This window comes from Kitasatospora sp. NPDC049258 (genome assembly GCF_040678895.1).
In the GTDB taxonomy this organism is placed as follows: Bacteria; Actinomycetota; Actinomycetes; order Streptomycetales; family Streptomycetaceae; genus Kitasatospora.
Genome location: NZ_JBFAQT010000001.1, coordinates 234,454 through 247,259, shown reverse-complemented (window position 1 = coordinate 247,259; position 12,806 = coordinate 234,454). Strand labels below are relative to the sequence as shown.

Here is a 12,806-nt window from a genome sequence, read left to right as displayed (position 1 = left end):
CGTCCCGCCCATGATCCTCGGCGCAGCCTCCACGACGACCCCCGGCACCCCGATCGAGGGGTACCTGGCCGTCCTGCTGATGGGCCTGGCCACCCTCGGCTTCGGCGTGGCGGTGCGGTTCGACCTGCGCGGTGTCGGCAGCCGGATCGCCGCCACCCACCGTCAGCAGGCCGAGCACCGGCGGCTGTACGGGCAGGAGCCGACGCTGCTGTCCCAGCTGTTCTGCCATCCCCGGCTGTACGGCGCGCTGCTGCTCGCCGGCGGCGTCGTGATGCTGGGGATGGACGCCTTCCTGTTCGCGGTACGGGACTGACGGCCGGCACCCCGCCGGGCCGGGCCCGGACGGCCGGTCACCCCACGTCGAGGCGGGCGGCGAGGCGCAGCAGGCCCGGGGAGATCCGGCCGAGCAGGCGGGCCGCCTTGGCCTCGACGGTGACCGGGACGACCGGCTTGCCGGTGCGCACCGCGCGGAGGATCTCGGCGGCCACCTTCTCGGGCGGGAAGCCGCGGCGGGCGTAGAGCCGGGCGGCCCGCTCCTGCTTGGCGGACTGCTCCACCGCGCCGACGCCGGAGAAGGTGGAGGTGCGGGTGATGTTGGTGTTGACGATCCCGGGGCAGATCGCCGAGACGCCGATCCGGTGCGGCGCGAGTTCGGCCCGCAGGCAGTCGGAGAGCATCAGCACCCCGGCCTTGCTGGTGGCGTACGCCGCCAGCAGCTTGGAGGGCAGGTAGGCGGCGGCCGACGCGAGGTTGACGATGTGTCCGCCCTCGCCGCGCTCGACCATCAGCGCGCCGAAGGCCCGGCAGCCGTGGATGACGCCCCAGAGGTTGACGTCCAGGACCCGCTGCCACTCCTTCTCGGTGGTCTGCAGGAAGGTGCCGGAGTGCCCGATGCCGGCGTTGTTGACCACCACGTCGGGCACGCCGTGCTCGGCGGCCACCTGCAGGGCGAAGGCGTCCACGGCCGCGCCGTCGCTGACGTCCAGCGGGTAGGCGTACCCGGGGGTGCCCAGCAGGGTGCAGAGGTCGGCGGTGCGGCGGGCGGAGTCCAGGTCGAGGTCGGCCACCACCACCCGGGTGCCCTGCTCCGCGAAGGCGAGCGCGGTGGCCCGGCCGATGCCGCTGCCGCCGCCGGTGACCACGGCCAGCCGGCCGGTGTCCGGCGGCCCCTGGGTCTGCCCCGCCGCCACCCGGGCGACGAACGAGCGGACCAGGCCCGCCAGCGCCGGCCCCTTCTCCAGCAGCGCCGACCAGTGGGTGGCGTCCAGGGTCCGCCGGGTCAGCTTCGGGGCCCAGCGCTCCAGGCCCTCGGAGAGGAAGTCGCAGACGTAGTGGTCCCGCTTCAGGGTGACCAGCTGGACGGGCACCTCGGTCGACCGCTCGCGCGGGCGCCGGATGGCGGGGCGCATGTTGGCCCGGTACAGCTCGATGCCGCGCACCGCGTCCTGCCGCAGGGTCGGCTGCGGGTGGCCGGCCCGCGGGGTGACGGCCTCCAGGTCGCGCAGCACCCGGGGCCAGGCGCGGGCCAGCCAGAGCCGCCAGGCGGCGGGGGCGAGCACCGGCAGGTGGAAGGCGGTGATGTACCAGGAGTGCGCGCCCTGCACCAGGAGCTGGCGCAGGTGGCGCGGGGTGGGGCGGCGCAGCCGGTGCCGGATCCAGTGGCCGGTGTGGTCCAGCGAGGGGCCGGACATGGTGGTGTAGGAGGCGATCCGGTGCTCGGCGCCGGGCTCGGTGACGGCCTCCCAGGACTGCACCGAGCCCCAGTCGTGGGCGACCACGTGCACCGGCTCGCCGGGGCTGACGGCCTCGGCGACGGCGAACAGGTCGGCGCCGAGCAGTTCCAGCCGGTACCCGCCGCGGCCGGCCGGGACCCCGGACTCGCCGGCCCCGCGGACGTCGTAGCGGACCACGTGGTGGTCGGCCGCGAGGTCGGCGGCGACGTCGTCCCAGACCACGTGGGTGTCGGGGTAGCCGTGCACCAGGAGGACGGTGGGGTGGGCCGGGTCGCCCTGCTCGAAGACGGCCAGCGGCAGGCCGGCGGAGTGCACGATGCGGCGGCGGATGGTCGTCATGCTGCGTCCTCCAGGGTGGTCCAGCGCCGCACGTGCGGCAGGTCGTCGTCCAGCCAGTAGGCATCGTCCTCGGTGACCACCAGCAGTTCCTCGAACTTGATGCCGACGTCGCGGAAGCCGATGTGCGGCTCGACCGCCCAGAGCCCGGGGGTCGGCGCGTGCCGGGAGGCCCGCCCGTCCGCCCAGAGCGGGGAGCGGCCGTGCAGCCGTTCGCTGATCAGCTCCCGGCCGAGGGTCTGGAGTGTACGCACGCCGAAGCCGAACAGGTTGACCCCGGCCGGGCCGCGCGAGGTGGTCCGGGTGACCTGGTGGCCGATCACCCGGCCCGGGTAGACCCGGTGCCGGTTGTCGTAGCCGTGGGCGGCGATCTGCGCGTCGACCGCGGCGTACACCTCGTCGAGCGGCTTGCGGGCCCGGACCTCGCGCAGGATCAGCTCGCGGTAGATCTGCAGGTCGCGGGCCAGCTGGTCCCAGACCGGGTTGTCGCCGACCTTGCCGCCGTAGCCGATGTCGGCGGTGTAGCCGTCCACCACCGGGGCGCAGTCGAGCACGTACGGCATGCCCTCCTCCAGCCGGCGGCCGCCGGCGAAGAACTGCAGCGGGGTGCGGAAGTGCCGGAAGGCGGTGCGGTCGCCGAACCAGGCGAACGGGACGTGGAAGAAGTCCTCCACCCCGGCCGCCACCAGGCAGCGGCGCAGCTTGCCGGTGGCCTGGCGCTCGGTGACGCCGGGTTCGATCCAGGCGGCGACCTGTTCGGCGCAGTGGTAGGCGAGCTGCTGGGTCTCCCGGAAGCGGGCGAGGTCGCGCTCGCTGTACGGGAAGGCGGGCATGGGCATCCGGTTTCTCCTCTCTACACGTCGGGGCGCTACGGGTCGGGGCGCTGCGGCTCGGGCCGCTACACGTCGAGGACGAGGGTCTCGCCCTCGGCGGCCCGGGAGACGCACGGCAGCAGGGCGCCGCCGGCCCGCTCCTCGGGGGTGAGCCGGCGGTCGCGGTGCTCGGGGGTACCGGACAGCAGGTTGACCTTGCAGGTGCCGCAGAAGCCCTGGTGGCAGGAGTACGGCAGGTCGGGCCGCAGCTCGCGGGCGACGTCCAGGGCGGAGCGGTCGGCGGGGACGGCCAGTTCGGGGCCCTCGGCCCCGAGCCGGAGGGTGAACGGGCGGCCGTCCACGATCGGCGCGGCGCCGAAGCGCTCGAAGTGCAGCGCGCGGGCGGGCGAGGCGTCCAGCGCGCGCTGGACGGCGGCGAGCATCGGGGCGGGGCCGCAGCAGTAGACGGCGGCGCCCTCGGGGGCCCGGGAGAGCAGCTCGGCGCCGTCCGGCGGGCCGCCGCGCCGGTCGTCGGCCCACAGCTCCACCCGGTCGGGGCCGAGGGCGCGCAGCTGCGCGGTGTACGGGAGCGCCTCGGCGGTGCGGCCGGCGTGCACCAACCGCCAGTCCAGGCCGAGGCGTTCGGCCTCCCGGGCCATCGGGAGCAGCGGGGTCACACCGATGCCGCCGGCCAGGAACAGCACCGCGGGCTCGGCGCAGAAGGCGAAGCCGTTGCGGGGGCGGCGGACCGTCAGCCGGGCGCCGGGGTGCAGCTGGTCGTGGATCTCCACCGAACCGCCCGCGCCGTCGGCGATCCGGCGGACCGCGATCCGGTAGCCGTACCGGTCGGCCGGGTCGCCGCAGAGCGAGTAGTGCCGCTCGCGGCCGGAGGGGAGGGTGAGCAGCAGCCGGGCGCCGGGCTGCCAGGGCGGCAGCGGGCCAGCGGCCGGGTCGGCGAGGCCCAGCTCGACCACGTCGGCGCTGACCATGGTGCGGGAGGTGACGGCGAGCGTCAGCGGGGCGGCGGGGCGGGGGGCCCGGCGGCGGGGGCTGCGGCGCAGGCCGGGCGCGCCGAGGATGGGGGTGTACCAGTCGCTGAAGGCGGTCAGCCGGCGCAGGAACCGGTCCGGCCCTGGACGACCGTAGAGGTCGGGCGGCGGGGTGGCGAGGTCCATCGGGGCGGCTCCGGGCGGGAGTTCGGTCGGTCTGGGACAGGGCTGCGGGGTGCGCGCCAAGGCTTTGAGGGGTGCCACCCCGTTGCGCGGGTGCCCCTGGCAAGGCCTAGGGCCGTGTCTCACCATTCGCGTCGGATCAGTGCGCGGCCTTGGGCGCCCGGCGGGAATGGTGAGACACGGCCTAGTGCAACGCCGCCGCGCGGGCGGCCGGGGAGGTGGCGAGGTAGCCGAGGGCCTGGCTGGAGGAGCCCTCCTGGGTGGGGTGGTAGCCGGGCCGCAGGTAGCGCAGGGCGGAGCGGACCATCCGGGCCGGTTCGGGGAGCATGCCGCGGCGGGCGATCTGCTGGGCCTGCCGCCAGGTGGGCCGCAGGCTGCCGTCCAGGGTGGGGTCGGCGGCGAGCAGGAAGCGCACGCCCCGTACCCACAGGTGGGTCAGCAGCGGGCCGGAGAGCGCCATGCCGCGGATCCGCCGCCAGTAGCCCGGGTCGAGGTGGACCATCAGGTCGTAGGCGACGCTGCGGTGTTCGACCTCCTCGGCGCCGTGCCAGCGCAGCAGGTCCAGCATCGTGGGGTCGGCCTTGGCCCGGTCCAGGCCCGGGGAGTTGAGCGCCCAGTCGCCGAGGAAGGCGGTGAAGTGCTCGATCGCGGCGACGTAGGCGACCCGCTCGGTGATGCTCTCGCGGCGCCGCTCGGCGGTCAGGTTCGGCCGCTCGCCGAGGACCCGGTGGAACAGCCAGCCGACCTGCCGCACGTAGGGCCGGGGGTCCAGGCCCTGGCCGAGCAGGTGGTCGAGCACCTCCTGGTGAGCCTCGGCGTGGATGGCCTCCTGGCCGATGAAGCCGAGCACCTCCTCGCGCAGCTGCTCGTCGGTGATGTACGGCAGGGCGTCCTTGAAGACGTCGACGAACCAGCGCTCGCCCTCGGGCAGCAGCAGGTGCAGCACGTTGATGGTGTGGGTGGCCATCGGCTCGTCCGGGATCCAGTGCAGCGGGAGCCTCGACCAGTCGAAGCGGACGTCCCGGGGCTCCAGGACCAGGCTGTCGTGCACGGCGGTGGGGCGGGGCATGGAGTGCCTCCTGACCTGCTGGGGAGCGGCGACCAGCAGCAACCTACTCGCGGGTAGGGCGGTCGACAAGGGTTTCTGCCAGTCTTATCGACACCAAGTCTAATAAGCTCGCGGGGCGCCGGGAAGAGCACCGCCGCGGACCAGTACGCTTGGGCACCGGATCACGCGGCAGGAGGATCGGCGCATGGTGGAGCAACCGGACGGGCTCGGCGTCGGGACGGTCGCCGGACTGCTGAGAGAGCACCCGCCGATGGACCGCGAGCTGCCCGGCTTCGACCCGGCCGGCGCCCCGGCCGCCCCCGGCCCGCTGTTCGTCCGCTGGCTGCTCGGCGCCCTCACCGCCGAGGTGCCCGACGCCCAGGTCGGCGCACTCTCCACGGTGGACGAGGACGGGCTGCCGGACGCCCGGATGCTGGTCCTGCGGGACGTCGACGCCGACGGCGCCGGCTGGCTCTTCGCCGCGGACGCCGACAGCCCCAAGGGCCGCCAGCTGGCCGCCACCCCGGCCGCGGCCTGGACGTTCTACTGGCCGCAGCTCGGCCGCCAGGTCCGGATCCGGGGCACCGTCGAGGCCGCCGCCCCCGAACTCTCCGCCGCCGAGTTCCTGACCCGCTCCCCCGCCGCCCGGGCGGCCGCCCTCGGCGGCCCGCAGAGCGCGCCGATCGGCTCCCTGGCCGCGTACGACACCGAGCTCACCACCGCGCTGGCCCGGCTCGCCGATGACCCGTCGCTGATCGCGCCCGGCCACACCGTCTACACCCTGCGGGCCACCGCCGTGGAGTTCTGGCAGGGCGACCGGGCCCGGCGGCACGTCCGCCTGCGCTACGACCGCCCGGCCCCGGACGCCGGATGGGGCAGCACCCTGCTGCGCCCCTGAGCCTCGCCCGTCCCGCCACCCGGACGCCCCGGCCCCGTCAGACCGCCATCGCCAGCATCAGCGGCGCCGCCTGCGCGGCCAGCAGCTCCGCGGCGTACTTGAGGTGGTGGACCCGCTCCACCGGCATCGAGGTGGCCAGGCAGCCGACGGTGGCGCCGGCCGTCACCGGGACGGCCGCACAGACCGTGCCCAGCGAGTACTCCTGGATGTCGAGCACCGGAACGGTGGCCGGCTGGCGCTCCAGCCGGTGCATCAGCTGCTCCTGGTCGGTGATGGTGCGGGCGGTCAGCCGGGCGATCGGGTGCCGGGCCAGGTGGTCGCGGCGGCCGTCGTGGTCGAGCTGGCCGAGCAGACACTTGCCGATCGCGCTGGCGTGCGCGGTGGCCCGGAAGTCCACCCACTCCTCGACCGCCGGGGCGTGGTCGGAGGCCGAGACCGCCTCGACGCACAGCTCGCCGTCCTGGTAGCGGCCGAAGTAGACGGCCGCGCCCAACTGGTCCCGCAGCTCGGCGAGTTTGTGGTGCAGCCGGACCCGGATCAGCTCCTCCCGGTTCTGCCGGCCGAGCAGCGCCAGGGTGCCGCCGAGCGTCCAGCGGCCGTCCAGGTGGCACAGGTAGCCCTCGGTCTCCAGCTCCTCGGCCAGCGCCTCCACGACGGCGGTCGGCAGGGCGAGGTCCCGGGCGAGCCCGGCGGCGGTGGCCCCGTGCGGGTGGCGGTCGACGGCCTCGAGCAGGCGCAGGGCCCGGCGCAGCACCCCGTACGGACCGGGCCCGCCCTGGCCTAGCGTGGCCTGGTGACCCCGGGTCGGTGCGGACATGGTGTCCCCTCTCCGTCGCAGCGGCGCGCGGACCGGCCGCAGCCCTTCCCAGACTAACCACCCGGGGGGCCGGCCAGGGCCTGGTCCGCGGGATATCTGCGCAGGTGGTGACGGCATGTTCGATTGGCATATGCCAGCAGCGACCGACCGTCAGGACCCGCCGCCGGACGCACGGCGGACCCCTCCCCACTGCCCCGGGGAGGGGTCCACCGCCGGCCTGCGACCGGTGAGGGTTGTTCAGGTGATGCCGAATCAGGCCTCCTCGCCGGCCCGGAGCTTGGCCACGGCAGCCTCCAGGCGGGCGCCGTACTCCTCGTCCGCCGCGTGGAAGTGGGCCAGGTTCCTCTCCACGATGTCGTCCCGGCCGACCTGGGCCAGGAAGCCCGCGATGTTGTCGATCAGGCGGGTCTTCTCACCGGCCGACATCAGCCGGTAGAGCTCGCCGGCCTGGTAGAAGTCGTCGTCCTTGGTGTGGGCCGGCGTGGTGTAGGTGCCGGTGTGGCCGTCCAGCCGGACCGGCGCGGCCAGCGCGCTGTCGGTCTGGGCCGGGCCGTCGAAGGAGTTCGGCTCGTAGTTCTTGGCGCGGCCGGCCGTGTTGAGCGCCGAGTGGCCGTCCCGGCCGTAGTTGTTCGCCTCGGTCGCCTTGGGCGCGTTGACCGGCAGCAGGGTGTGGTTGACCCCCAGGCGGTAGCGCTGGGCGTCCGCGTAGGCGAACAGCCGGCCCTGGAGCATCTTGTCCGGGGACGGGCCGATGCCGGGCACGAAGTTGTTCGGCGAGAACGCGGACTGCTCGACCTCGGCGAAGACGTTGTCGGGGTTGCGGTTCAGCACCAGGCGGCCGACCTTGACCAGCGGGTAGTCGGCGTGCGGCCACACCTTGGTCAGGTCGAACGGGTTGAAGCGGTAGTCCGCCGCCTCGGCGACCGGCATCAGCTGCACGTAGAGGGTCCAGGACGGGAACACGCCCCGCTCGATGGCCTGGTGCAGGTCACGCTGGTGGCTGTCGGCGTCGGCACCGAGCACCTCGGCCGACTGGTCGCCGTCCAGCGAGCGGATGCCCTGGTTGGTCTTGAAGTGGTACTTCACCCAGAACGCCTCGCCCTGGGCGTTGACCCACTGGTAGGTGTGCGAGCCGTAGCCGTTCATGTGGCGGTACGAGGCCGGGATGCCGCGGTCGCCGAACAGCCAGGTGATCTGGTGGGTGGAGGCGGGCGAGTGCGCCCAGAAGTCCCAGACGTTGTCGGCCTCCTGCACGCCGGTGAACGGGTCGCGCTTCTGGGAGTGGATGAAGTCGGGGAACTTGATCGGGTCCTTGATGAAGAACACCGGGGTGTTGTTGCCGACCAGGTCGTAGTTGCCCTCGGCGGTGTAGAACTTCAGCGCGAAGCCGCGCGGGTCGCGCACCGCGTCGCTGGAGCCGAGGTTGCCGGCCACGGTCGAGAACCGCAGGAAGACCTCGGTGCGCTGCCCGACCGCGGCGAGGAAGTCGGCCCGGGTGTACCGCGAGACCTCGTCGGTGACCTCGAAGTAGCCGTAGGCGCCGGAGCCGCGGGCGTGCACCACGCGCTCCGGGATGCGCTCGCGGTTGAAGCGGGCCAGCTTCTCCAGCAGCTGCTGGTCCTGGATCAGCAGCGGGCCGTACTCGCCGGCCGAGGCGGAGTTCTGGTTGTCGGCGATCGGGGCGCCGGACTCGGTGGTCAAGATCTTCGACATGAGGGTCCTTCAGTGACAGCGGTGCGGGGTGAGATGGAGCGGCGTCAGACGCCGAGCAGGCGCCAGAGGGCCGAGCGGCGGCGGGAGGACTGCTCGCCGTCGGGGCCGTCGGCCGGCTGCAGGGCAGCCACCGCGGCGGTGGTCGCGGCGGCGTCCGCGAGCGGGCGGGAGGCGGTGAGCGCGGCGGCCTCGTCCGCTCGCAGTCCGGCCTCGGTGAGGGCGGCCTCGGCCTCGCCGGCCGGCAGCGCGTCGAACCAGCGCAGCGCCAGCGCGGCCCGGCCGTCCTCGGTGAGCCGGCCGGTCAGGCGCAGGCGGGCCAGGCCGCCGTCGGGGTACACGTTGATCCGTACGTGGGTGACGGGCCGGCCCACGGAGAGCCGGAAGCGGTGCCGGGTGTCGGGCTGCAGGCGGGTGCGGGGCAGGATCTCGAACCAGCCGTCCGGGTCGCTGGACGGGTCGCCGCCCCGGGAGGCGTCGTAACCCACCAGGTCGGCCCAGCCGGGGGCGTTGGCGACGAAGTGGGTGGTGTCCACCTCGGCGGCCAGGACCTCGCCGCCCCCGGCCAGGGCGATCTGCACCCAGTCGTTGGCCTTGTCGCGCCGACGCCGGGTCTCCCAGCCCTCGCCCATGACGGAGGCGCGGCCGGGAGCGTTCAGGTTGTGCGGGGAGGAGAAGTAGCGGTCCGAGGCGGCCTCGGCCACCCCGCCGTACTCCTGGGCGGCCAGGTCGAAGGTGAGGCCGTCCAGCTCGCGCGGGTCGGGCAGCACCTCGCCGTGCACCCGCAGCCGGGCCACGCCGCCGTCCGGCCAGATGTTCAGCCGGACGTGGGTGTACCGGGTCTCGTCCCGCACCTCGAACGCGTGGGCGGTGTTGCCGCTGAGCGCGGTGCGCGGCACCAGGTCGACCCACTCGGCTGCCCGGACCTCCTCGGGCGAGGGCTGCCCGGGCACCGAGGCGCCCTGCACCGAGCCGGTCTCCGGGTAGTTGCCGGTGAAGTGGGCGGTGTCCACGATCACGCCGCGGATCACCCCGGCGGCGCCGAGCCGGACGATCGCCCAGTCGTGGTCCTCGTCGGTGGGGTGCGGCTGCTCGGCGGACACGCCGCGGCGGCGCTTGCTCTCCCAGCCGTCCATGATCTGGCCCTTGTGGCCGAAGGTGTGCGGCCGGAACTCGGCCGGCTTGGCGACCAGCAGGTTCTCCGCGTCCGCGAAGGTGTCCTCGTTGGTGGCCACGACGCCCGCGCCGAGCAACCGGGAGGCCAGGTCGACCAGCTCGGTGAACGGAGCGCTCGGGGTCCGACTGGTACTCAACTGGGTCTCCTTCTATCGACGGGTGATCTGGCGGCCGAACGGCTCGGCGGCGGTGTCCACGACCCGGCCACGCAGCCAGGTGGTGCGCACGACCCCGGTCAGGGTCCGGCCGGCGTACGGGGTGACCGGGTTGCGGTGGTGCAGCTCCTCGGCGTGCACGGCGAACTCCGCGTCCGGGTCGAAGGCGACCAGGTCGGCGTCGTTGCCGACGGCGACGGCGCCCTTGGTGCCGGTCAGTCCGACCAGCGAGGCCGGCCCGCTCGCCATCCAGCGGACCACGTCGGCCAGGGTGTGCCCGCGGCGCCGGGCCTCGGTCCAGATCGCCGGCAGGCCGAGCTGGAGCGAGGCGATGCCGCCCCAGGCGGCGGCGAAGTCGCCGCTGCCGCCGTCGCGCCGGAGCAGTTTGAGGTCCGGGGTGGAGGGCGAGTGGTCGGAGACCACGGCGATGAACTCACCGGCCGCCAGGGCCGCCCAGAGCAGGTCCCGGTTGGACTCGTCCCGGATCGGCGGGCAGCACTTGAAGGCGGTGTCGCCGTCCGGCACCTCCTCGGCCGACAGGGTGAGGTAGTGCGGGCAGGTCTCGGCGGTCACCCGCACGCCGTCCGCCCGGGCCTGCCGCAGCAGCGGCAGCACGGCGGCGGAGGAGACGTGCAGGATGTGCACCCGGGCGCCGGTCCGGCGGGCGGTGTCCAGCAGCCGGGCGACGGCGGCGGCCTCGGCGTCGTCGGGCCGGGAGGCGAGGAAGTCGCGGTAGTGCACGCCGGGTTGCTGGGGGGCGGCCGCCAGGACGGCCGGGTCCTCGGCGTGGATGATGGCCAGGGCGCCGAGCCGGGCCTGCTCGGCCAGCGCGGTCTCCAGGTCGGCCTGCTCGACGTGCGGGAACTCCTCCACCCCGGAGGGGGCCAGGAAGCTCTTGAAGCCGAAGACCCCGGCCTCGTGCAGCGGCGCCAGATCGGCCGCGTTGCCGGGGATCGCCCCGCCCCAGAAGCCCAGGTCGACCCAGGCCTGGCCCTCGGCGGTCTTCCGCTTGGCCGCCAGGCCGGCCACCGTGGTGGTGGGCGGGACGGAGTTGAGCGGCATGTCGATGATCGTGGTGACCCCGCCGGCCGCGGCCGCCCTGGTCGCCGTGGCGAAGCCCTCCCACTCGGTGCGGCCGGGCTCGTTCACGTGCACATGGGTGTCGACCAGGCCCGGCAGCAGCACGGTGTCGCCGAGGTCGGTCAGCCGCCGGTCGCCCGCGAGCAGCGAGCCGTGCGCGGCGATCTGCTCGATCCGGCCGTCCCGGATCAGCACGTCGGCGGGACGCTCGCCCTCCGGCAGGACCACGCGGCGGGAGCGGATCACCGCCGTGCTGGGCGTCTCGCTGAGGGGCATCTGGACCTCCGGGCCGGGTGTGTCTGGTGGGGCCGCTGATGGCGGGCAGGCCTTGCCACAAGGGGCAGTTGAGGTCTGACAATCAGACCTTCGACCCCGCGTGCTCGGAGCCTAGGCCCGCCTTCAACAAATCGTCAATGTAGGAAGCTACGAGTGGCCGAACGGCCTTCGGCGGCCGCCGTTCAGGCGGTCAGCAGCTCGGCGGCCAGCCGCCCTCCGGCGACCTCCGCGAGCTCGGCCGCCCGGGTCATGCTGTCGCCGGGCCGCTCGGCCAGGTCGGTCAGGGCCACCGCGGCGGCGAAGCCCGCCGCCCGCCACTGGTCCTCCGACAGTTCGAGCCGCCCTGCCACGGCGGCCACCCGAACCCCCGCCCGAGTGGCCGCCGCGGCAACGCCGGCGGGAGCCTTGCCGTGGAGCGTCTGCGCATCCAGGCAGCCCTCACCGGTCACGACGAGACGCGCCCCACGCACAGCCTCGTCGAAACCCAGCAGTTCGAGCAGGAGCTCGATGCCGGGTCGCATGGTGGCGCCGAGCAGGGCCAGGGCGGCGAAGCCGACCCCGCCCGCGGCCCCGGCGCCGGGAGCGTCCCGGAAGTCCCGGCCGGTCGCCGCGCGGACCACGTCCGCCCAGCGGGTCAGGCCCTCTTCCAGGACGATCAGGTCGTCCCCGTCCGCACCCTTCTGCGGGCCGTACACGGCGGTCGCACCGCGGGCCCCGAGCAGCGGGTTGTCGACGTCGCAGGCGACCACGACCTCCACCCCGGTCAGGCCGTCGGCCAGCGAACCGAGGTCGATCCGGTCGAGCCTGCGCAGGGCGGCGCCGCCGGGGGCGAGCTCGGTGCCGTCGGCGTCCAGCAGCCCGACGCCCAGCGCCTGGACCATGCCGGCGCCGCCGTCGGTGCAGGCGCTGCCGCCGAGCCCGAGCACCACCCGCTTGGCCCCGAGGCCGACCGCCCGGCCGATCAGCTGGCCGACCCCGAAGGAGCCGGCCGCCAACGGCGCGGTGCGCCCGCCGGGGAGCCTGGCGAGCCCCGAGGACTGCGCCAGCTCGACCACGGCGGTGTCGCCCCGGACGGCGATCGCGGCGTCCACCGGCAGGCCGGTCGGGCCGGCCACCTTCACCGGGACGCGGGAGAAGCCGGCCGCCAGCGCGGCGGCCAGGGTGCCCTCGCCGCCGTCGGCGACCGGGAGCTCGCGGACCTCGACGCCGGGCGCGGCGCGGCGGATGCCGGCGGCGATCCGGGCCGCGACCTCGGCGCCCTCCAGCGTGCCCTTGAACTTGTCGGGGGCGACGACGACATGGCCCTGGGTGGGGGTGGCGGGCATGGCGTGGGCCTCACTTCCGGGTCGGGCTGATGAGCGTGGGGAGACGATTCGGCCGGAAACGACCAGCCTGGTTGTCTGGTTACCCGTTTTTCGGTGGGGGTGCGACCCCCTCCCCGCCGCTCCACCCGTCCCGCTTCCGACGTACGGGTGGCTCCCCTCGGCGAAGGAGGGGGCCGGGCGGGGGCGCGCAGGCACGACCGAAGTGCCCCCGGGAGGGATGCGCGCCCCCGCCGGCTTGGCCTCCTGGTGGCGCGGGCACGACCGGACA

General features: G+C 74.7%; 11 protein-coding genes. 2 read left to right on the top strand and 9 right to left on the bottom strand.

What is annotated here, in order from left to right; all coding sequences use genetic code 11:
- Positions 1 to 10 precede the first annotated feature (10 nt).
- Positions 11 to 313 (top strand): hypothetical protein, encoded by a 303-nt coding sequence (locus AB0K43_RS01200; protein ID WP_363634473.1) that lies wholly within the window; start codon positions 11 to 13, stop codon positions 311 to 313.
- Between the two features lie 37 nt (positions 314 to 350).
- Here the strand turns inward: AB0K43_RS01200 and AB0K43_RS01195 are convergent, their stop codons facing one another.
- From AB0K43_RS01195 to AB0K43_RS01180, 4 genes are all read right to left on the bottom strand, one after another.
- Positions 351 to 2,072, bottom strand: coding sequence for an SDR family oxidoreductase (locus AB0K43_RS01195; protein ID WP_363634472.1), 1,722 nt, complete (start codon positions 2,070 to 2,072; stop codon positions 351 to 353).
- Positions 2,069 to 2,908, bottom strand: a complete 840-nt coding sequence (locus AB0K43_RS01190; protein ID WP_363634471.1) for a M24 family metallopeptidase — start codon at positions 2,906 to 2,908, stop codon at positions 2,069 to 2,071. Before AB0K43_RS01190 ends, AB0K43_RS01195 begins: the two co-directional genes overlap by 4 nt.
- Positions 2,909 to 2,967: 59 nt before the next feature.
- The gene (locus tag AB0K43_RS01185) at positions 2,968 to 4,056 is read right to left on the bottom strand and encodes a PDR/VanB family oxidoreductase (protein WP_363634470.1); all 1,089 of its coding nucleotides are present in this window, start codon (positions 4,054 to 4,056) and stop codon (positions 2,968 to 2,970) included.
- 181 nt (positions 4,057 to 4,237) lie between these two features.
- On the bottom strand, positions 4,238 to 5,122 hold the full coding sequence (locus AB0K43_RS01180) for a metal-dependent hydrolase (protein WP_363634469.1): 885 nt from the start codon (positions 5,120 to 5,122) through the stop codon (positions 4,238 to 4,240).
- Between the two features lie 184 nt (positions 5,123 to 5,306).
- Between AB0K43_RS01180 and AB0K43_RS01175 the strand changes: the two genes are divergently transcribed.
- Positions 5,307 to 5,999 (top strand): pyridoxal 5'-phosphate synthase, encoded by a 693-nt coding sequence (locus tag AB0K43_RS01175; RefSeq protein WP_363634468.1) that lies wholly within the window; start codon positions 5,307 to 5,309, stop codon positions 5,997 to 5,999.
- Between the two features lie 37 nt (positions 6,000 to 6,036).
- On the opposite strand, the gene AB0K43_RS01170 is transcribed toward AB0K43_RS01175, so the two are convergent.
- From AB0K43_RS01170 to AB0K43_RS01150, 5 genes are all read right to left on the bottom strand, one after another.
- On the bottom strand, positions 6,037 to 6,816 hold the full coding sequence (locus tag AB0K43_RS01170) for an IclR family transcriptional regulator C-terminal domain-containing protein (protein WP_363634467.1): 780 nt from the start codon (positions 6,814 to 6,816) through the stop codon (positions 6,037 to 6,039).
- A 252-nt stretch (positions 6,817 to 7,068) separates the two neighbouring features.
- Positions 7,069 to 8,529: a catalase gene (locus AB0K43_RS01165; protein ID WP_363634466.1), complete on the bottom strand. Its 1,461-nt coding sequence runs from the start codon at positions 8,527 to 8,529 to the stop codon at positions 7,069 to 7,071.
- A gap of 44 nt (positions 8,530 to 8,573) precedes the next feature.
- Positions 8,574 to 9,839: an allantoicase gene (gene alc / locus AB0K43_RS01160; RefSeq protein WP_363634465.1), complete on the bottom strand. Its 1,266-nt coding sequence runs from the start codon at positions 9,837 to 9,839 to the stop codon at positions 8,574 to 8,576.
- 12 nt (positions 9,840 to 9,851) lie between these two features.
- On the bottom strand, positions 9,852 to 11,213 hold the full coding sequence (allB, locus tag AB0K43_RS01155; RefSeq protein ID WP_363634464.1) for an allantoinase AllB: 1,362 nt from the start codon (positions 11,211 to 11,213) through the stop codon (positions 9,852 to 9,854).
- Positions 11,214 to 11,395: 182 nt separating this feature from the next.
- Entirely contained in the window at positions 11,396 to 12,538 is a 1,143-nt protein-coding gene (locus tag AB0K43_RS01150; protein ID WP_363634463.1) for a glycerate kinase, read from the bottom strand.
- Positions 12,539 to 12,806: the final 268 nt, after the last annotated feature.